Source organism: Solibacillus ferritrahens, from assembly GCF_037027585.1.
Classification (GTDB): Bacteria; Bacillota; Bacilli; order Bacillales_A; family Planococcaceae; genus Solibacillus; species Solibacillus ferritrahens.
The window spans coordinates 260,227-281,269 of the sequence record NZ_JAXCLE010000001.1; the positions used below are offsets into that span (position 1 = coordinate 260,227).

Annotated in this window: 23 protein-coding genes and 1 riboswitch; of the genes, 4 read left to right on the forward strand and 19 right to left on the reverse strand. The window is 38.6% G+C overall.

The window, feature by feature from the left end; translation table 11 throughout:
- Nucleotides 1-370 precede the first annotated feature (370 nt).
- Nucleotides 371-454, forward strand: a riboswitch (cyclic di-GMP riboswitch).
- Nucleotides 418-1,164: a response regulator transcription factor gene (locus SNE38_RS01350; RefSeq protein ID WP_336045723.1), complete on the forward strand. Its 747-nt coding sequence runs from the start codon at nucleotides 418-420 to the stop codon at nucleotides 1,162-1,164. It overlaps the preceding riboswitch by 37 nt.
- A 108-nt stretch (nucleotides 1,165-1,272) precedes the next feature.
- Here the strand turns inward: SNE38_RS01350 and secG are convergent, their stop codons facing one another.
- The 4 genes from secG to SNE38_RS01370 form a co-directional block, all read right to left on the reverse strand.
- Complete coding sequence (gene secG / locus SNE38_RS01355; protein ID WP_191699596.1) at nucleotides 1,273-1,500, reverse strand: preprotein translocase subunit SecG; 228 nt, start codon at nucleotides 1,498-1,500, stop codon at nucleotides 1,273-1,275.
- Nucleotides 1,501-1,626: 126 nt separating this feature from the next.
- Entirely contained in the window at nucleotides 1,627-2,472 is an 846-nt protein-coding gene (locus tag SNE38_RS01360; RefSeq protein ID WP_336045724.1) for an ABC transporter ATP-binding protein, read from the reverse strand.
- Entirely contained in the window at nucleotides 2,469-3,470 is a 1,002-nt protein-coding gene (locus tag SNE38_RS01365; protein WP_191704350.1) for a FecCD family ABC transporter permease, read from the reverse strand. The genes SNE38_RS01360 and SNE38_RS01365 overlap by 4 nt, the downstream gene beginning before the upstream one ends.
- A gap of 17 nt (nucleotides 3,471-3,487) precedes the next feature.
- Nucleotides 3,488-4,609 (reverse strand): ABC transporter substrate-binding protein, encoded by a 1,122-nt coding sequence (locus tag SNE38_RS01370; protein ID WP_336045725.1) that lies wholly within the window; start codon nucleotides 4,607-4,609, stop codon nucleotides 3,488-3,490.
- A 214-nt stretch (nucleotides 4,610-4,823) separates the two neighbouring features.
- Between SNE38_RS01370 and SNE38_RS01375 the strand changes: the two genes are divergently transcribed.
- Together SNE38_RS01375 and SNE38_RS01380 are read left to right on the forward strand one after the other, a co-directional pair.
- Nucleotides 4,824-5,465, forward strand: a complete 642-nt coding sequence (locus SNE38_RS01375) for a phosphate starvation-inducible protein PhoH (protein ID WP_191704352.1) — start codon at nucleotides 4,824-4,826, stop codon at nucleotides 5,463-5,465.
- Complete coding sequence (locus SNE38_RS01380) at nucleotides 5,462-6,073, forward strand: type 1 glutamine amidotransferase family protein (protein ID WP_336045726.1); 612 nt, start codon at nucleotides 5,462-5,464, stop codon at nucleotides 6,071-6,073. Before SNE38_RS01375 ends, SNE38_RS01380 begins: the two co-directional genes overlap by 4 nt.
- A 62-nt stretch (nucleotides 6,074-6,135) precedes the next feature.
- Here the strand turns inward: SNE38_RS01380 and SNE38_RS01385 are convergent, their stop codons facing one another.
- A complete protein-coding gene (locus tag SNE38_RS01385) occupies nucleotides 6,136-6,357 on the reverse strand; it encodes a hypothetical protein (RefSeq protein WP_336045727.1) in 222 nt (73 codons plus the stop codon).
- A gap of 171 nt (nucleotides 6,358-6,528) precedes the next feature.
- On the opposite strand from SNE38_RS01385, the gene SNE38_RS01390 reads away from it, so the two are divergent.
- Nucleotides 6,529-7,467, forward strand: coding sequence for a nuclease-related domain-containing protein (locus SNE38_RS01390; RefSeq protein WP_318247697.1), 939 nt, complete (start codon nucleotides 6,529-6,531; stop codon nucleotides 7,465-7,467).
- 69 nt (nucleotides 7,468-7,536) lie between these two features.
- Here the strand turns inward: SNE38_RS01390 and SNE38_RS01395 are convergent, their stop codons facing one another.
- The 14 genes from SNE38_RS01395 to kduI form a co-directional block, all read right to left on the reverse strand.
- The gene (locus SNE38_RS01395; RefSeq protein WP_191704356.1) at nucleotides 7,537-7,767 is read right to left on the reverse strand and encodes a hypothetical protein; all 231 of its coding nucleotides are present in this window, start codon (nucleotides 7,765-7,767) and stop codon (nucleotides 7,537-7,539) included.
- Between the two features lie 661 nt (nucleotides 7,768-8,428).
- Complete coding sequence (locus tag SNE38_RS01400; RefSeq protein ID WP_336045728.1) at nucleotides 8,429-9,844, reverse strand: DHA2 family efflux MFS transporter permease subunit; 1,416 nt, start codon at nucleotides 9,842-9,844, stop codon at nucleotides 8,429-8,431.
- Between the two features lie 464 nt (nucleotides 9,845-10,308).
- On the reverse strand, nucleotides 10,309-10,893 hold the full coding sequence (locus SNE38_RS01405) for a TetR/AcrR family transcriptional regulator (RefSeq protein ID WP_336045729.1): 585 nt from the start codon (nucleotides 10,891-10,893) through the stop codon (nucleotides 10,309-10,311).
- A 257-nt stretch (nucleotides 10,894-11,150) separates the two neighbouring features.
- Nucleotides 11,151-11,771, reverse strand: coding sequence for a bifunctional 4-hydroxy-2-oxoglutarate aldolase/2-dehydro-3-deoxy-phosphogluconate aldolase (locus SNE38_RS01410; protein WP_336045730.1), 621 nt, complete (start codon nucleotides 11,769-11,771; stop codon nucleotides 11,151-11,153).
- A gap of 7 nt (nucleotides 11,772-11,778) precedes the next feature.
- The gene (locus SNE38_RS01415) at nucleotides 11,779-12,726 is read right to left on the reverse strand and encodes a sugar kinase (protein ID WP_336045731.1); all 948 of its coding nucleotides are present in this window, start codon (nucleotides 12,724-12,726) and stop codon (nucleotides 11,779-11,781) included.
- Nucleotides 12,727-12,749: 23 nt separating this feature from the next.
- Nucleotides 12,750-13,514, reverse strand: coding sequence for a 2-dehydro-3-deoxy-D-gluconate 5-dehydrogenase KduD (gene kduD / locus SNE38_RS01420; protein WP_336045732.1), 765 nt, complete (start codon nucleotides 13,512-13,514; stop codon nucleotides 12,750-12,752).
- Complete coding sequence (locus tag SNE38_RS01425) at nucleotides 13,511-14,422, reverse strand: DMT family transporter (protein WP_336045733.1); 912 nt, start codon at nucleotides 14,420-14,422, stop codon at nucleotides 13,511-13,513. The genes kduD and SNE38_RS01425 overlap by 4 nt, the downstream gene beginning before the upstream one ends.
- A 12-nt stretch (nucleotides 14,423-14,434) precedes the next feature.
- Complete coding sequence (locus SNE38_RS01430) at nucleotides 14,435-15,193, reverse strand: SDR family NAD(P)-dependent oxidoreductase (protein WP_336045734.1); 759 nt, start codon at nucleotides 15,191-15,193, stop codon at nucleotides 14,435-14,437.
- Nucleotides 15,174-16,205 (reverse strand): zinc-dependent alcohol dehydrogenase, encoded by a 1,032-nt coding sequence (locus SNE38_RS01435; protein ID WP_336045735.1) that lies wholly within the window; start codon nucleotides 16,203-16,205, stop codon nucleotides 15,174-15,176. The genes SNE38_RS01430 and SNE38_RS01435 overlap by 20 nt, the downstream gene beginning before the upstream one ends.
- Before the next feature lie 64 nt (nucleotides 16,206-16,269).
- Entirely contained in the window at nucleotides 16,270-17,577 is a 1,308-nt protein-coding gene (locus SNE38_RS01440; RefSeq protein WP_336045736.1) for a TRAP transporter large permease, read from the reverse strand.
- A 24-nt stretch (nucleotides 17,578-17,601) separates the two neighbouring features.
- A complete protein-coding gene (locus tag SNE38_RS01445; protein ID WP_336045737.1) occupies nucleotides 17,602-18,087 on the reverse strand; it encodes a TRAP transporter small permease in 486 nt (161 codons plus the stop codon).
- 15 nt (nucleotides 18,088-18,102) lie between these two features.
- Entirely contained in the window at nucleotides 18,103-19,140 is a 1,038-nt protein-coding gene (locus SNE38_RS01450; RefSeq protein ID WP_336045738.1) for a TRAP transporter substrate-binding protein, read from the reverse strand.
- A gap of 31 nt (nucleotides 19,141-19,171) precedes the next feature.
- Nucleotides 19,172-20,134, reverse strand: a complete 963-nt coding sequence (locus SNE38_RS01455) for a C-terminal binding protein (protein WP_336045739.1) — start codon at nucleotides 20,132-20,134, stop codon at nucleotides 19,172-19,174.
- Between the two features lie 10 nt (nucleotides 20,135-20,144).
- Nucleotides 20,145-20,975, reverse strand: coding sequence for a 5-dehydro-4-deoxy-D-glucuronate isomerase (gene kduI, locus SNE38_RS01460; protein WP_336045740.1), 831 nt, complete (start codon nucleotides 20,973-20,975; stop codon nucleotides 20,145-20,147).
- Nucleotides 20,976-21,043 lie beyond the last annotated feature (68 nt).

The window sequence follows — 21,043 nt, forward strand, 5'->3', positions numbered from 1 at the left end:
TATTGTCGTATCTATTAATGGTGCTAATCATTCGTAGCAGAAATTCTTTAACTACCCTATGAACAACTAATGGTTCCAATGGCTTTCAAACTACTGCTCAGTCATCAAAAGTGGTAGATTATGCTCTTACTTCCAACATAAATAGATATAAAACGACGAGATAAGCAAAAAGATTACAAAGAAAGTGCTTAAGGTTAAATATATAATGACAAAAAGTTCCAAGGATAACTAAGTATAATGAATTAGAGTTTTTAATTTTCGAATATCATATTTCCGAAGTAAATTCCACAGTAAATAGACCGAAAATTCCATCATCTAGTTCTTCAATCTTATTCAAAAATACACATACTACTTATTAACAGAACAAAGTTTTACATTAGGAGACTATGAAATACATCCTCAAACTGGGCACCTTGGATGTATGGAGTCAGTGGTGCAACCGGCCTCACTTCATTTGAAAGTCATTTCTTAGTAGCACTCTTTTTATATGAGTGGGGGGGCAATTTATTAATGAAAATTTTATTGGTGAATGATCAAGCAATCATTCGCAGAGGATTAATTTCCATTCTATCAACTGATGATAAACTAGAAATCATCGAAGAAGCGGGCAATACACAAGAAGCACTTGATATGCTTCAAAAAGAAATGCCGGATTTGGCTATTATTGATTTTCAGATAGGAGATGAATGTGGATTAAAATTGATTAATGAAGCGAGGAAATTAGGGTGCAAGTGCAAATTTGCGGTTCTTACCTTTTTAAAAGATATTGAATCTTTTCAACGTGCAATGGCAATGGATGTGGTTGGATATATTTCTCTTAATTCACACCCAGAAGAACTCATTTATGCCATTCAACTAATTCAAAAGGGTAGAAAATATTATGACCCAGATTTAATCGATATGCTCGTACAAACACAAAAGGAGTCACCAATAGATGACAGCCGTCTAGCGCTCCTTACATCTAAGGAAAAAGAGGTATTAGAAAAGTTAGGAATGGGTTTTTCGAATAAACAAATAGCTCGTAGTCTTTATATATCAGAAAATACCGTGAAAAAGCATGTAAGCCAGGTGTTATCGAAATTGGAGCTTGGTGATCGTACGCAAGTTGCGCTTTTTGCGAATGAAACAGGGTTGGTTCAATTTAAGCATGATGTAGTGGTTTAATAACATAGTGCCATTGAATAATATTCCATTTTGCAAAAAACTGGTGAACAAAAAGAAAAAGCCTAACCTCGCAATAAATGCAAGGTTAGGCGTTTAATTTTCGTTCAATTAGAATTTCGTAATAGCTAAAGCTAACACGAAGAATGCAACAGAAAGAACGATTGTTGTGCGGTGTAATACTAGATCCATCCCGCGAGCTTTCTGTTTACCGAATAGTTGCTCAGCTCCACCAGAGATGGCACCTGATAAACCAGCGCTTTTACCTGATTGTAATAACACGACAACGATTAAGGCTAAAGCTACGATCAAAAGTAATACTGTAAATAACGTATGCATTTGCTCCACCTCCTAAGTATGGACGTCACAATACCAAATAGTATATCAAACTGCGAACCTCTTTACAATATTTCTTGGAAATGCACAGCAAATTTTATCCAAATATAGCTTCGCGCAATCATTCACTTATTCAAAGCTATTAAATCGACATTCACTAATATCGCGCTTTGCAGCAAGCGCAAGTGGCACCATCGTTTCAAACAGTAAATCCTCTTCTTCAAAAATGAGCTTTCGCAGTTCAATATTGAAGTACTCCTTCATGCGCGATTCCGTCATGACCTCCTGTACCGGACCGATCACCGCTTTCTTGTTCTTCGCAATCATCAGCACCTGGTCCGCTAAATAGAACGCATGGTTCGGATAATGTGTATTAATAATACATGAAATATTATGGTCTTTAGATAGGCGTTTTAACGTCTCTAAAATAACGACCTGCTTTTGCACATCCAAATGCGATTCCGGCTCATCCAATATTAAAATTTCCGGATTCGATACAAGTGTGCGGGCAATTAAAGCGAGTTGCAGCTCCCCGCCACTAACTTCATTGCACGACTTTTTCGCCAAATGCTCAATTCCGACTTCATTTAATGCCTGATGCGCCTTTTCATAATCTTCCTTGCGTGGCTTTGACAATGAGCCAATGTACGGCGCACGCCCCATCACCACTAAGTCTTCAATTGAAAAGCCGAACACCATTTTATGCGCTTGCGGTACATAGCCGATTTTCTTCCAAAGCTCTTTTTGCGAAACTTTCGCAAGCGGTACATCATCAATCAATGTTTCACCAACACGCCAACCGTGCAAGCCGGTAATACATTTTAATAGCGTTGTCTTCCCTGCACCGTTCGGACCTAGTATGGCCATAATCTTTCCCGGCTCCAGGGTAAAGCTAATATTCGATTCATATATAAACGGCTTAACTTCCTTCTTTTTTGCATAGCAGAAGTTGCCTTCACGTACTTCTATTTTCATGACCAGCTACCTCCTGTACGACGTAAAAGATAAGCAAAGAACGGCGCTCCGACAATCGCAGTTAAGATTGATAACGGAATTTCCGCCGCAGTTACCGAGCGGGCCAATGTGTCGATTAATAACAAATACGCCCCGCCAAGTGCTATCGACACCGGTAATACACGCTCATTATTACTACCAACAAACATTCGCGCAATATGCGGAATAATTAATCCAACCCAGCCAACAATCCCCGCTACCGCAACGGCTGCCGCTGTACATAGCGTAGCTCCTGCAATGACAAGCCATTTTAGGCGTGTTACGTTAATTCCTAATGATTTTGCCTCTTCATCAGGTAATGTCAATAAGTTAATACGCCAGCGCAATGCCAGTAATATCAGCATACCTACTAAAATAATCGGGCCGGCTGTCCATAAATCACGGTAAGAAGCTGTCCCTAAGCTCCCCATTAACCAATACGTAATGGCAGGCAACTTCTCTTCAGGGTCGGCTACAAACTTTGTTAAAGAAATTAACGCATTAAACAACGCACTTGTTACTACCCCTGCCAGCACGAGCATAAAGATCGGCATATTGCGTCCAGACCCACCGATTACATACGTAAAACCAATGGCTGCTAAACCAAAAATTAATGCCAAGCCTTGTGTTACATAACCATTTCCGAATAATAAAATCCCGATAGAAGCACCAAATCCTGCACCTGCTGCGACACCTAAAATGTCCGCGCTCACTAATGGATTGGCAAACATCCCTTGGAAAGCTGCCCCGGAAATGGAAAGCCCCGCACCGATCAATAGTGCGAGGATAATACGCGGCAGCCGAACTGTCATGACAACGTTATATTCCATTTGCGTCCAAGTTGCTTCTATCGGAAAAATATGTGAGCCTAAAATTTTTACGACCGTTACAAAATCTACTTCAAAGCGTCCAATACCGAGTGAAGCAATTGCAATAACGAGTGGTAAAACCCATAGTAAAATATTTTTCCACGTTTTCATAAGAGTCCCTCGATTTCTTAATACTTCGCAGCGTCAGAAGAAGGATGCAAAATTCGCTCTACTTCTTTATCTGTTATGTCAAATCCGTAAAAGTCTTTATAATAGCTCTTAATTTCTGCGTTCATATCATAGTTGAATAAATCAGGCTGATTGTTGTTCGCCAGCCATTTCAGCATTAACGGTGCATCCCCACTTGGCGGGAACCAACGATAAATACCTAATGGAATTTTGTAAACCTGCTTATTCTTAACCGCTTCAACTTCGCTCCAGTCCTGACCTGGAATCGTATTGTTATATAGGTCCTCTGGTTGGATTTCCGTAAAGTTCGTTAAGTAAATGATTTCTGGATTCCAGTTGTAAATTTGCTCCATGTTCACATCTTTACGACCAGTTACTTCGTCTTCTGCTACATCATTGGCACCTGTTGCATTCAGCCATTGATTCCCAAAGAAGTTTTTACCGCTAACAGTAATGGCCTGCTCTGACAATTGATACATCATTAATGCATTTGGCTTCTGTTCTTTCGTTAGGCCAGCAATTTTTTCGTTGATTTCATTTTGTACCGCTGTACCGATTTCGATAAATTGATCTGCACGGTCTGTTGTTCTTGCGATTTCACCCGTTAACTCCAGCCAGCTATTGAATGTTGCAAGTGGCTCTGCTGCCGCTGCATCGATTGCTTTAATCGCCACTGTATTAATACCGGCTTTACGTGCTTGCTCGATTGATTTTTCATCTGTAGCGAGCTCAAAAAATACGTCCGGGTTAATTTTCATTAATTCCTCTACGTTCATTTCACCATTTTGCACAAACGATGTATCCGCTTTTAAAATATCCGGCGACATTTTCGCTAAAATCGAGTTTTCAGCTGCATTATAAGAATTCGGATGCATCCCTACAATTTCCTTTGAAGAGTTTGTCGCAACATACCACGTGTGGAAGTACGGTAAAATCCCGCCTGATACAATTGAATTCACTTCAGCAGGAATCGTTACCTCTGTTCCCGCCTGGTCGATGACGATTTTTTCCTCTGCCGTTGCCTGCACCTCTCCTCCAGAATTTGCAACCTCTTTATCTGAGCATGCTGCAAGTGCTATCGCTGCCACTGCAAGCGAACTTAAAATTGCTTTACGTTTCATTTTTATCTGTCTCTCCTTACTGAATTTTTAATTACTATAGGGCTAATTTTCTGTTCACCTATAATAAAAAAATATTATTTTATTAAAAAAATGATTTGAATTAGTTACAAGATTGAGTATAATTGATAATGATTTTCAATGTCAATGATATTTCGGCTCTCAAATGAGAATATGTATCATTTAACAAAATTTAATTGTTTAAAGGAGAATTTTTATGTCGGAGTATAAAATAGTAAAGCTAGACGGCGGACATGCCTTTAGCTTAGAGGGACGCGCTATGAACGTCTCAAACGAACCAATGGACCATGTAACATTTCTCGATCAGTATGAAATTTCAACTGCTGACCTTTCCACATTCAATGTGTTGGTCGTAACGGACTTTATCGATCAGGAACATCTTTATGAGCAAAAACAAGTAATTGAGAACTTCTTAAATGAGGGGAAAATTGTTATTGCCAACACACATATTTTCCGCCCTTGGCTACCGGGCGCTGGTCTATTTATGCCAAAGGAAATTAAATCTCACGCGGATTATTTAATGGAGCCTGCTTCTGAAGGGACATTTTATGAAGGTGTTGACATGATGGAGCTTGCGTATCGTAAAGGAGTTTCAGGCTTCTATGCACGTGGCTCACACCCTGTAGTAAATAAAGAGTCGGAAGTCATTTTACAATATACAGACGGCACGCCAATCGTTTTCATTGACCGCACCGCAACAAAAGGAACTGTTGTCGCTGCTTCTTGCCGTGACTTTTTAACATACGCAACAGGTGAAAACTCTACACAGCTTATCGCCCCACAATTCCTGGCATGGCTGGATAAAGAATTACTACGCTTAAAAGGAGCTCAAGCATGAGAAAAATAGCAGTTTTATATAGCGGTCACGCACCACATTTTGTAACATTCAACACACCAAAATACAAACAATATTTCGATAAAATCATCTACTTACCTCGCTTTGCTGAGCAGGATTTAGACGGCATGGACGTATTAATCGTCCCTTCGCAATTGCACAACAAATTATTGCTAGAAGCGGCACCAGCCATTCGTCGTTTTGCCGATAACGGCGGCGTTGTCGTAGCATTCGGTCCTCAGCCATGGAACTGGATTCCAGGTCAAAACTGGGAAACACGCCCGACAAATTTCTGGTGGTGGCTTGAAAAGGATGCCGATAGCGGACTGCGCATGGTTGCACCGGATTACCCATTATTCCGTGATGGTTTCTTGGATGAAGCAGGTTGCACATGGCATCAGCACGGCGTATTCCATTTACAGGAGGGCATGCAGTCCCTCATCGATATGAAGGACGGCGGCTCATTATTGTATGTCGATAAAGTCAGCTCAAAAGGCACTTGGATTGTGACGACACTTGACCCTGATTTCCATTTCGGCTCTTATTTCATGCCGGCAACGGAGAAGTTTTTAGACGGCTTCCTTCCATGGTTAGCTTGCGGAGAAATTTAATAGCATAGAAAAAAAGCATGGTACCCGCAAAATGAATGCGAGCGCCATGCTTTTACTTATTATTAGTCGTTAGAATTTTCGTCTGTATCTAATTCAGTGTCCGCTTCGCCGTCGGTATTTACTTCACCTTCAGTACCTGCGTCACCATCAGTATCTAAATCTAGATCTACATTCGTATCATCGTTCGTGTCATCAACTACGCCGTCGTTTTCATCTTCAATAATAACCGGATCTTCGTCATCGTTACAAGCTGCGAGTGATAATGATAACACCGCTGCCGCCATAAGTGTAGAGTATTTTTTTAATTTCATAAATAAATTGCCTCCCTTACTGTTTGATGTTCTTTTCCCAACATTGTTAAAAGAGAAACATATTTTTTCATTTTTCCTGCAAAAAAACATTTTCACCCTTTCTATTTTCCCATAAATTAGGATAATTTATAATGAGTACAGGAGGTGAAAAAATTGCAGCAATCGAGGCATTATTTATTTATCGAAACACTGATGAAGCGCATAAGGATGGACGATTCGGAGGCCTCAGCAATCCAGCAAGAATTTTACCGATTAGAGGCCGGCTTATCTGGAGAGCAAAAATTAAAGCGACTGCTAACGGATTTTTATTTTAAAACAGAATTTCACATCTTTTATAATTTTGAATGTAAAAATTCAAAAGGTTTTACCCATCAAATGGACGCATTGCTCCTTACACCAAATTTTGTCTTAGTGATCGAAGTAAAACAAATATCCGGTACCCTTTTCTACAAGCCTTCCCTGCATGAATTCTTCCGCGTACAGGATCAAATAAGTGAAAATTTCCCCAACCCGTTCGACCAAGCCTACCGTCACCAGCTTTTCCTGGAGCACCAGTTAAAGGCCTGGCAAATATCTATTCCCGTTTACCACATCGTCGTACTAGCCAATTACCGCGCAAAGCTCGATGAGTCCTTAAACAATTTTCCAATTATGCATATGAGCGGCATCCCCAGATTTATCGAAAAGCTCTATAAACAGCATCCAAAACCCCGAGCGCATATCACTTTTCTACAAAAACAATTCGAGCAATTATACGAGCCGCTCCCCCCACGCAGGACAATTGAAAAGCACCGACTCCGCACCGGCGTTTTATGTAAGCAGTGCGATTATGTAAACGAAATGCATTACAAGCAAGGCAATTTCATCTGTCCCGTCTGCGGCGCAAAAAGTAAGGAAGCCCTATATGAAACTTTATTACAATACAGAATTTTAGTCAGTCCCCGCATATCCAATAAAGCGTTCCGCGAATTTTTCAATATCCACTGTATCCATATCGCGTCCAAACTATTAGCAAAAGCCGGACTCGAAAAGCATGGGGCGAATAAAGGCACGTATTACATCATTCCCGAAAAGTTTGAATGATCACTCATGAAGGGACTTTTACTATGAAGTCCCTTCTTTTTATGCAATAAAAAAGCAGCACAATGGCTACTAATTTACAAAATACAATATTACAAAAACTATAAATAAAACGATGCCCAGTGGGACAGAAATTTTATCCAACATATTTTTTTTGCGAATAAAGCCTCCATACGCCACTAAAGCTGAAGCAATCGCAAAAATAATATACTCGTACTCATTAGGTTTAAACATAATCAATAAAAAAATCGCGAAAAAGCCGATGAGTACAGCATATACCCATTTTCTATCTATTTTTTCCATAAAGTAATAAACATCCCTTTTATTTCATTTATAGTAACAATACCATAATTATATTAAGAAAACATTAATACATAGGTAATACCTGCATCCCCTTGCCCACGGATTTTCTAATATATCGCGAAATGTTCTAATATAAATTTTTTTCTTCTAATATATTGCCGATTTTCTAATAAAAGTGCCCATTGTGCTAATAAGTCCTCCCAATGTTCAAATAAAACTCGGAAATGTGCTAATATCCCCTCACTATTTTCTAATAACCCTCTTCAATCTTCTAATAAAACCCACGCACCCACTTCGCCACCCCACTTCATCCAACGATCCAACCCCGTCCCCACCCCAAATCCGTGTATCTTCTAATATCCCGCACAACTTTATCCAATAAACGCACTCAAACTTCTAATAAAACCCACGCACCCAGCAACCCACCCCACTTCATCCAACGATCCAACCCCGTCCCCACCCCAAATCCGCGTATCTTCTAATATCCCGCACAACTTTTCCAATAAACGCACTCAATCTTCTAATAAAACCCGATCCCCCAGCAACCCACCCCAATTTTCTAATAAAATCCGCTCCGCACGCGCGCCGAGCCACAACTCAGCCCCCACAACAAAAAAACAGCACCGGCAATAAACCGATGCTGCGCAGCCAACCAAAAACCTTAGTTCCCCACTGGCTTACTATTTTTCACGAAGAATGAACCTACTAACCCAATCACTGATACTACGCTTACTACAACGAAAGCTGTGTGTACACCGTGCGCGAGCATTTCTCCCGGTAATGCATTGCTGAACTTTTCAGCATAATTTTCTTGCCCAATAGTGAACAGTGTAATCGCGATCGCTGTACCTGAAGCACCTGCGATTTGTGTTAATGTATTTAATGCCGCTGAACCATCCGCAAATTTCTGCGGTTGCAATGAATTCATCGCATTTGTTTGCGCCGGCATAATCGTCATTGATACCCCTACGAAAAATACACATAAGTTAACGATAATAATCCAAGTCGCTGTCGTAGCCGAAATTGTCGTTAAGAATACAATCATACTAATTAAAATCATCGTAAATCCGATACGTGTGAAGATCTTTGCTCCCACTTTATCGAAATTAGCACCAACGATCGGTGACATAATAATATTTAAAATATTCCCTGGCAGCATACATAATCCTGCAGTTAATGCTGCGAAACCTAATACTGTTTTCAAAAACATTGGTACTAATATTGCTACAGATAAAATCATGAACATTGACGCTACCATTAAAGCGACACCTAAACTAAACATCGGTGACTTGAATACCGATAAGTCGATCATTGGCTCATCCATTTTTGTTTGGCGAATACCAAATACTACTAATAACACTAACCCTACTACAAGCGGTACCCAAACGATCACTTCTGTAATCGATTGCTCTGCCAACGTAGCGAGGGCGAAAACAACACCGCCGAAACCTAATGTAGAGGAAACTAATGATAATAAATCAATTTTAGGTCGTGTTACGTTTGACACATTGTCTATTTTATTCCATGCAAAGAAAATAACGAGCGCATAAACAACAGCCATGATCCAGAAAATATATCTCCAGCTAAGTGAAGAGACGATTAACCCTGCGATTGATGGCCCTAATGCTGGACCTGCAGTTAAAATAATACCTACAATCCCCATTACTGCCCCACGCTTTTGCACTGGGAATATGAGCATTACGACACTAAACATTAACGGTAAAATAATACCCGTTGCGATCGCTTGTACAAAACGACCTACTAATAAAACCGTAAAATTCGGTGCTAATGCGCCTAATAACGAACCGATAATCGCAATCACTATTGCCGCCACAACTAATTGACGCGTTGTAAACCACCGTACTAAATAAGATGATAATGGAACTAATACTGCTAAAACTAAAAGATAACCAGTTGTTAACCACGCCGCTGATGCCGCGGATACACTGAAATCATCCATAATATTTGTTAATGCCATGTTTAAGGCTGTTTCACCGAATAGACCTAGGAACGTCCCGATCATTAATACCGCTGCCATACCTTTAGGGCTTTTAACATTGAAAAAAGGTGCTGCCACTTCTGTTTCCTCCTGTACTATAAAAACTTATTTATGAAGATGATAATTGCTACCTATCATACTTTTGCTGTTATATAACGTTTGCTTTGTTTTAACAGCACGCTTTACAATATAGCAAACTTTTTCGTAGAAATTCAATCTTTCCAGAAGAAAAAATAGACCAGTTGTTATAATTGTGAACATCCAATAACCATTTATAACCTTTTGTGGGTATAAGCATCGTATACAAATATTCCCACACCCACTTTGAAAACGATTGCAAAATTTCAATCTAAATTTGAACAAATGGTGACAAAAGTTGATCCATCAACATTGGCGACTCATTTTATAGGCTTTGCTATGAAAAAAGTTCATTTATCAACACTTTTTCATCGGTTTCCCTAAAAAAAGCTCCAATTGTGAACAACTTTTCACAGGAAAATTGGATCAAAAAAACCGCTAAGACAATTTTTTGCCTTAACGGTTCACTTATATTGCGCAAGTATTGCTGGGATTACTTTACTTATATTTAACAACGGTTCATTTGACCGCTGCGACAATGATAACGTCACCGCACCTTCAATCATCGCACTGACAACTTTACTAATAATGACAGCTGATTCATCGCTATAGCCGTTTGAAATGAGTTTCGTATAATAAATCGATTCCCAGTACTTATACGTATCTCCGCATGCTTTACGTAAACGTTCATTCATAAAAGCCGATTCCGCCGCAAGCAAACCAAAGGGCATAATTGAAAAAGAATGTTCCTCAAGTCCGCTCTCCATATCAAATAACTCAGCCATTGCTAAAATATGCGCATTTAACGCAGCCTCAACTTCCTCAAATTCATTCATATAACGCTGAATAGACGCACCAATTCTTCGCTTCGATAGCTCAATCGCCGCCTCCGCCAATTGCTCCTTGCCTTTAGGAAAATAATGATAAAGCGAACCTTTAGGCGACCCAGATTCCTGAATAATTTGATTTAAGCCTGTTCCGTGAAACCCCTGAAAATAAAAAAGCCTTGTTGCTGTTTCTAAAATATTGTCCTTCGTCTGATTAGACATATCGTTCCCTCACTATCTATAACAACCGGTCTAACTTGACCTTTAAACTACCCTATAATTTGAATAAGTTAAACATATCATAAACTGTTCATTGTATATAAGCAGGAGACGCTAAAGTCACAAAATTCATCCCATATAACTCCCTATTTCTTTAATTTTAAGTAATTTCGACTCTAACTAATATTTGATTCTACAATATAAAAACTTCCTTTTAACCTTGATAGAGTTTAAAGGAAGCATTATTACTACATATTCATTTATGATAAAAGTTCAATCCAACGTTCAGTCTCTTTTTGAAGCAATGCCCAATCTTCATTTTTCACCAGCTCTTTATTAATTAAGTCACTACCAGCGCCAATTGCTGCAGCACCCGCTTCTAAATAGCTCTTTGCATTAGCTAGCGTTATCCCGCCTGTCGTCATAATTGCGATATGACTTAATGGACCTTTGACATCTTTAATAAAACTTGGACTAAGTGCAGAAGCTGGGAATAATTTAATCATTTGTGCTCCTGCGCTATAGGCAGTTTGCATTTCGGTTGGTGTAAATACACCCGGAATGACAGCAACGCCATTTTTTAGACTATGTTCAACAACCGCCAAATTTAACGAGGGTGAAACGATAAATTGGGCACCTGCATCAAGGGCTGATATGCAGTCTTCAATAGTCAATACCGTACCGGCTCCAACAATAACTCGATCACCGAAATTTTGACGTGTTTCTTTAATAATCTCTGTAGCGTTTTTAGTATCCATCGTAACCTCAATCGCTTTAACGCCTCCCAAAATGAGGGCTTCAATTAAAGATTGACTAGTTTCATAAGGGATTTTTCGTAAAACCGGGATTAACTTTAATAATTTCAGTTCGTTATAGATCATTATTCAACTACCTCTCAATTAAATCACGTTTTCCTAAAAACATTTCTACTTCTTCAAAATATGGTAACCCTTCATTATCACCTTGTACTTGTACAACCATTGCTCCTACTGCATTGGCGATCTGCATAATCTTTTCAATATTCCAACCTTGTAATTTTCCATATAAAAATGCTGCTCCAAAACCATCCCCTGCACCGACTGTATCAACTACTTTACTAACAGGAAATCCTGGGACAATATTCCACTTTTTATTTTCATAATATGAAGCTCCTTTTGCCCCTTCCTTAACAATTACATGCTCAAAATTGTATTTTTCTATATGGCTAAATAATTCAGTGTCTTCCTTTGTATCAAATAGCATTTCCAATTCCTCGCGACCTGTTAATAAATAATCTACATATGGTAAGTACTGAGTAAGCGTTTTTCTTGCTTGCTCTTTAGACCATAGTTTTAAGCGAATATTCGGATCAAGTGCCACCTTCACACCAGACTCTTTTGCAAATTGAATTGCCTTTAAAATCACTTCTCGATTTTGCTCTGTAATTGCTGGGAATACTCCTGAAACATGAAGAATTTTCGTATTTTTTATATAGTCAAGTGGTAAACTTTCTACAGTCAGCGTTTCTGTTGGTGAATTTTGGCGATAGTAAAACGTTTTACTATCTCCTGACTCTTGAATTTCTTTAAAATTAAGTGAAGTAGCGTAGTGCTCCATCAATTTCACTTCTGAAATATCAATACCTTCACCACGAACAGTATTTAAAATATGCCGTCCAAATTCATCTTTTCCAAGTCTACTAATCCAACCAGCTTTTGCACCTAGACGAGCGCACCCGATCACCACGTTTAACTCAGCTCCCCCTATCTTCCGTTCGAATTGATGAACGAAACGTAGTGGTCCCTTCGCTGTTGGGTCAAAAGTAATCATGCCATCCCCTATTGTAATAATGTCCATACTTTCCCCTCACCGTCTTAAAATTAGCGACCCATCCAGCCACCATCAACAACTAATACATGTCCCGATACATAATCAGAAGCTTTCGACGCTAAAAATACTGCTGCCCCTGCGATGTCTTCTCCTTGTCCCCAACGACCAGCTGGGATGCGCTCTAAAATCGATTTATTACGTGATTCGTCATTACGTAATGCCTCGGTATTGTTTGTAGAAATATATCCAGGTGCAATAGCATTAACCTGAATATTCTTGCCTGCCCACTCATTCGCTAATGCCTTTGTTAAACCAGCTACTGCATGTTTACTCGTCGTATAACCCGGCACATTAATACCACCTTGGAACGATAGTAATGACGCGATATTCACAATTTTCCCACCACCATTGGTAATCATTTGATTTCCGACTTCTTGAGATAATGCAAACACAGCATGAATATTCACATTCATGACACGGTGCCATTCCGCATCCGCATGCTCTGCTGCTGGCTCACGATGAATAATCCCAGCATTATTGACTAGAATATCAATTTGATTTTCTTTTAAAATTGGCTGTATTTTATCTCGAAGCGTTGTGATATCACTTAAATCGATTAAAAACGTTTCAAATGTACCCCCTAATTCTGTAATTTGAGATTGTGTTTCTTGCATATTATCTTGATGTCCAACTAATAAGACATGTGCTCCTGCAGATGCTAAACCTAATGCGATTGCTTGTCCTATACCTGTGCGTGCCCCTGTTACTAATGCCGTTTTACCTTTTAAAGAAAAATAATCATATTGAAAACTCATTGTTTTTCGACTTCCTTCCTATTTATAAAATGTTCGAATGATCCGGAACCAAAAATGACTCCGATGACAATTAAAACTAAACCAATCCAATGCGCATAAGTAATTGGTTCTCCTAAAATAAGTGCCGATCCAATTAATGCGAAAAGTGTATTGAAATTTATGAAAATGGCTGCTTTCGCTGCCCCAACTTGCGGAATTGTATTGTTGTAAAGCATATGTCCTACAGCTGTTGCGAGTGCCCCTGAAATAATAAGCACGACCCAAAATGTTGTATTTGTATAAGGGATGTCTTTAAACCCATTCGGCTCAAATATCATTCCTGTAATTGCTAAAAAAATCGACCCTACTAAAAACATATATGCTGTCAAAAGTCTTGGATCAATTGTATTTGAGGCTTTTGAGATAATAATAAAGCTAAAAACTTGTGAGAAGACTGATAAAAATACAATCAAGTCTCCTAATGAAAGTGCGGATACTTCCCCACCGGAAAACAGAACAGTTATACAAATTCCGGTCATCCCTATCCCAAAACCAAACCATTGAATAGGGGTAGGTAAATTTTTCAAAAGCAAGGAACCTAATACAGCTGTTAACATTGGACCTGTACCGATGATTAAGCTGGCATTTGCACCTGTCGTCATACTAACACCAATTGCCATTAATGAATGGTGAATCGCTACATTTAATAAGGATCCTATAAGTACGAAACCCCACTCTTTTTTCGTTAATGGACGAATTATTCCAATCACTTTTAATATAATAAAAACTACAATGGCTGCAATGAAAATACGGATGGACGTCATAGAGATTGGCGATGCTTGCGTTGTTAAATACTTTATTGCGGGTAAATTTAAGCCCCAAATAAACATGACCATAATTAAGACCAAATACGCTTTATTATTCGCCACATTACGTCCTCCTTATCGGCCTAACCAACCACCATCCACCGCGATAGTAAAACCGTGAATATAATTCGATGCCTCCGATGCTAAGAAGATTGCAGCCCCTTGCATATCTTGTCCGTTCCCCCAACGATTTGCAGGGATACGCTCCATAATTTGACGACTTCGAACCGCATCATTCATTAAGGCCTCATTCATATCTGTCGCCATATAGCCTGGTGCAATACAGTTTACATTGACACCTTTAGATGCCCATTCATTAGCTAATGACTTTGTAAACTGCATAACTGCCCCCTTACTTGCGGCGTATGCGGGTACTGTTAATCCACCTTGGAACGATAATAGTGAAGCCATGTTAATAATTTTTCCTGAACTGCGTGCAAGCATAGGTTTACCGAATATTTTACATAAACTAAAAACAGCATTTGCATTCACATTCATCACGAATTCCCAATCTTCTTGCGGAAATTCAACAGCTGGATGACGCTTTTGTACGCCTGCATTATTTACTAAAATATCAATTTCGCCTAATTGGGAAGTGACCCGTTCAAATAGTTGTTGATGCTCGGCTATGTTTGATATATCAAATGGTATCGATACGGATTTTACACCGTAAACTTCGATTTCCTTCACAATTTCCGGACATTCTGTACGTGAAATAACAGCCACATTTGCTCCTGCACTGGCAAGTCCAATGGCAATTTCTTTACCTAGCCCCCGGTTGCCACCAGTAACTACCGCATTCTTCCCTTCTAAACTAAACAGATTCGTTTTCATTACTTACCTCCCCAAATGCATATAACACCTTAATGGCATCTGTAGGTGTAGTTAATAAGTTGAATCCTTCTTTTGCTTGTTCAGCACGTAATGTATGTGTGATGATTTCATCAAATTCTTTATTTTTCACGAGCAAATCTAATGCAAGTTCAATATCCCTCTTCGTATAAACACGAACAAATTGCATTGTTAACTCTTTAAACATTCCTTGTAGCAAATTCAGCGCTGCGGGTTTTTTGTAACCCGCCACAATTACAACCGTACCTTGTACTTTCGCAATTTCCGTCACCTGCGCCAATACTGCGGGGTGTCCGGCACAATCAAATACATAATCTATTCCTGATTGATTCGTTAATTGATCGATAACAGCTTCCACATTATCTTTAGAAGGATTTAGTGTTTGAAAACCCAGCTCCTCTGCTTTTCTTAACCGCAGTTCATTATTTTCAATAACAACCACTTCAGAAGCTCCATAAGCACGTAATGTTAAAGCTACGCATAAGCCGATTGTTCCTGCACCGTACACAACTGCTCGATCGCCAACTAAAAACTTTGATTTTCTTACTGCATGTACTGCAACTGCCACAGGTTCTGCTAAAGCTCCGGTTTTTAAAGATAAGGCTTCTGGCAATACAATCAACTTATCTTCGTGGACCACTACGTACTCTGCCATTCCACCATCCACATCAATACCTACTAGTTTTAAATCATCACATACATGAGATTGTCCTGAAAGACAAGGCATACATATACCACAGCTAAGTAATGGATTCACCGTTACTTTTGTACCGATTGTATATTGTGGATGATGACTCGCTACTGTTGCTGAAAATTCATGCCCAAGTATTAATGGTGCTTTCGCTCTTGGATGTGTTCCTGCAAAAATGTTTAAATCTGTTCCACAAATTCCTGCATAAGCATTTTTTAATAACACATAGCCTTCTGGGACCTCAGGCTTTTCCACTTCACGATATTCCACGTTTTGCGGGTTTGCATAGACGATTGCTTTCATAAAATATCCCCCATTATAAAATAAGGGGCTGTCTCTTGTAACACACTAGACAACCCCTCCATCATTACTTAATAAACCCTAATAAAGTTGGTAACCACAATGAAAGTGCTGGAATATATGTTACTAATAATAATACTGCCACTGTAATTCCGAAGAATGGGATTAACGGTTTAATCACTTGTTCAATTTTCAGTTTCGCAACTCGAGCCCCAACAAATAATACCGGTCCTACTGGGGGAGTGATTGTACCTATACTTAAGTTGAATACAACCATAATTCCAAAGTGCACTGGATCCATACCAAATTGTAAAACGATTGGCAGGAAAATTGGTGTGAAAATCAAAATTGCTGGTGTTGGATCCATAAATGTTCCTACGATTAAAAGTACGATATTCATAATAATTAAAATCACAATCATATTATCAGTAAATCCTAATAATGCATCTGCAATTAGTTGTGGAATTCCCGTAAAGGCCATTACCCATGACATAATTGTTGATACACCAATTAAGAAAATTACGATTGCTGTCGTACGCGTTGATTCTAGTAAAATACGTGGTAATTCTTTAACTTTGATAGTTCGGTATATGAATGAAAGAAGAAGTGCATAAACAACTGCAATTGCTGAACCTTCTGTCGCTGTAAATGCGCCCTTAATAATTCCGCCAATAACAATTACGATTAATAGTAAACTTGGAATTGCATCTATAAATACCTTTAGTGCAACTTTAAACGATACTTTTTCATCGCTTTTATAGCCTTTTCTTTTTGCCATAAAATAGGCAACAATCATACAGCCTAGCCCCCATAAAATTCCAGGTATATAACCTGCCATAAATAAAGCAGCAATCGAAGTTCCTCCACTTACTAAAGAAAAGACAATTAGCGTATTACTCGGTGGAATCAACATACCTGTTGGTGCCGAAGCAATATTTACTGCTGCACTAAAAGATTTGTCATAACCCTCTTTTTCCTGCATCGGTGCCATAGTTGACCCAACTGCAGCTGCAGCAGCTACCGCTGAACCAGAGATTGAGCCGAACATCATATTTGCTAATACATTTGTTTGTGCCAGTGATCCAGGCATACGACCTGCTAATACTTTTGCACAGTTTACTAGCCGCATCGCAATTCCACCGTTATTCATAATTACACCCGCTAATATGAAAAACGGAATCGCTAATAATGTAAATGAATTCATTCCTGTAAACATACGCTGTGCCGATGTTTGTAGTGCATTTTCAGGACCTAATATCGAAAACATCGCAAGTACAGAAGCAATACCAACACTAATACTGATAGGTGCTCCAATAATTAAGAAAAATGCGACGCCGAGCAATAGTATTAATCCTGCAACCCCTGCTGTCCCCATAATTGATTTCCCCCCAACATATCCCTATACGATTTCCAATGGTTTTTTTGTTTTTGCAATAACATAAATATTGTATATACAGTAAAAGATAATAAAACACCCACTTACTGGCATAACTGCATATAAATAGCCGACTGGTACATTTAATGCTGCCGACATTTGTGTCCATGCAATTTTTGTTGTTGTTAATCCACCTGAAATTAATACGAGCGCTGAGAAAATAATAATACTCACTTCAATAAATATTTGGGCAGTCATACGTAGCTTTTTCGGCATACTGTCTTGAATAAATTCAATACGCATATGACCATTTTCACCAAATACAAATGCTGCACCAAACATAACTAACCAAACAAAACAATATTTGGCCAATTCTTCAGAAAAAGCACTTGGATTGTTTAAAACAAATCGCGTAAATACCTGCCAAGTTACAAGTACAACTAATGCGCCAAATAATATGACGCATATTGTTGAGAGTACTTTATCTAATATTTTTTTTATTGGATCCAATCAAGCCACCACCTATTATTGTGTTCTTGCTGCTTGAACTTTCTCATATAAAGCTTTCGCGTTTTCACTTACTAATTTCGATTCAACAACTGGTTTTGTTGCTTCACGGAAAGCGTCAACGTCTGCTTCATTGAAAATTGCTCCAGCTGCTTCAGCATCTGCAATTGCTTTTTTCACATCTTCATCCCACATTACAACTTCTCTATCAATCGCTACTAAAAGTTCTTCTTTAAAAATTTGTTGGTGTTCTTCCGACATACCATCAAATAATTTAGAGTTTACTAGTAAATAATCCGGGAACATTAAATGTTTAGTGTAAGAGAAGTATGGTGCGATTTCTGCATGTTTTAAGTTTGAGTAAATTAATTCGTTATTTTCTCCACCCTCAATTACTCCTGATTGAATCGCTGTATATACTTCGCCTTGTCCCATTGGTGTACCTGTACCACCCATTTGAGTCATCATTTGAATATTTGTATCAGATTCAATAATTCGGATTTTCATACCTTTTAAATCTTCTGGTGTGTTAATTGGTTTTTCTTTGTTATAAACGTTACGTACACCCGAGTGAAATGCCCCAGCGACAAATAATCCTTGGTCTTTCAATGAATCGTATAAATCACCAACAACTTCCTGATTATTTAATACGGCCATTTGGTGTTCTGCTGAATCAAATACGTATGGTAAATTGAATACTGAGAAGTCTTCGTTAAAGTTTTCCAATAAACTACCTGCTACAAGAGACATTGCAATTGTTCCTGTTTGAACAAGCTCGATTGTTTCACGTTGTGCACCTAATAATTCATTCGGGAAAATTTCTACAGAATAGGCACCATTCGTACGCTCATTAAATTTTTCGCCGAATTCCTTCATCGCTTTATACTGTGGATGATTATCCGGCTGATTGAACGCTAATTTCAACACTTCTGTCTTACCGGATTCTCCACTTACTGTCACACTACCTGAGCCTTCACTATCACCACAAGCAGCTAATACTGATAAAATCAAAACAAACATACTCAACATCCAAAACTTTTTTATAGATTTTGACATTTTCCCTATCCCCTTTTAATTAATTAATTAATTAATTTATAGAATTGACTGGATACCGAACAAATTGTCCTTCCAAATATCTAACTGCTTCCTGTGCAACTTTTCTTTTTAATTCTTGTGCTGCTTCTTCAGAATACCAAGCCATATGAGGTGTACATATTACCTCGTCTAGTTGAAGCAATTGTGAATTTGGGCCAATTGGTTCCGTCTCACTAACATCCAATCCAGCACCAGCAATTTCGCCATTTACAATAGCTTCATATAATGATGCTTCATCAATAATTCCACCCCTAGAAACATTGATTAAATAGCTGTGCGGTTGCATTGCTTTAAATACTTCCTTATTAAACATATGATACGTGTTGTCTGAAGGACAGTGGATTGAAACCACATCTGACGTTCGAATTAATTCATCAAACGATTTAAACTCTATAAACTGTAAATCTTTAGCCAATGCTTTTTGTTGTTTAGAGGGATCAAACGCAATAACCCTCATTCCAAGCCCGTTCACCTTTTGCGCAAAAGCACTTCCAATTCTACCTAGACCAATTACGCCTACCGTTTGCTCTCTATGCCTATAAATTGGAATACTCTTTTGATAATCCCAATTTCCAGTTTTCACTCGATTATTCATAAGTGGAATTTTTCGAGTAAGCGCTAACATTAATGCCAAGGCATGGTCTGCAACCTCATGTGTCCCGTAATCTGGCACGTTGCAAACTTGTACGCCATATTTTGTTGCTGCTTCTAGGTCAATATTATTTACACCCACGCCATAGCGAATAAGTAGCTTTAAATCGGGCAACATCGCTAAAACCTTTTCTGTAAATGGAGCATATTGATTAATAATGACAGCTGCTTTTGGGCAATTTCGAATGATATCTTCCTCTGTTTTATTTTGTTGAAGCTCAAATTCTATATTGGCTTCTTTAAATATGGATTGTTCAATATCAAGACTGGCGTGATCACAATCAGAAATAATAACTTTCATCATGTACCCCTCCTTACTTCAAATCCTTCATTTCAACATGGTCCATATCATCAAAATCTAAATTCTCTCCACACATTCCCCAAATAAATGTATAGTTTTGTGTACCAATACCCGAATGAATCGACCAGCTTGGCGATAACACAGCTTGTTCATTTGCCATAACTAAGTGACGTGTTTCATTTGGCTGCCCCATTAAGTGGAATACACGCGTGTCTTCCTCCATATCGAAGTAGAAATAGACTTCCATTCGACGTTCATGCGTATGACATGGCATCGTATTCCATCCACTACCTTCTTCAAGTACAGTCATTCCCATACTTAGTTGGCATGTTTCTAATACATCTGGATGGATAAATTGATTGATGACACGTTTATTCATGTTTTCAGCTGTACCCATTGGACGCTTTATCGCTTTTTCAAAACCAATCTTTGTCGTTGGGTATGCTTTATGCGCTGGACAACAGTTGACATAAAACTTTGCTGGATTTTGTGGATTATTCGACTCAAATGCCAAATCTCGCGTACCACGACTTATATAAAGTGCCTCTTTGTTGTTAATTTCGTAAACTTTCTCATCGCATCTAATACGACCTGGACCTCCAATGTTAATAACGCCCATTTCACGACGCTCTAAAAAATAATCTGCAGCTAACTCTTTTCCAGCATCTAGAGTTATGCTTTTTTGGATTGGCATAATTCCACCGAAAATAATACGATCCACATGGCTATAAACAAAATTTGCTTCATCGCTTACAAAAACTGTTTCCAGCATAAATTGTTCACGTAATTTTTCGGTTGTATATTGTTTGAAATCTTCTGGATGGTGTGCATAAATAATTTTCACTATTAAATCCTCCTCATTTTTTAGTAAACGCTTTCATTTGTTCCACAATGCAGAACCACGTTCCAAAT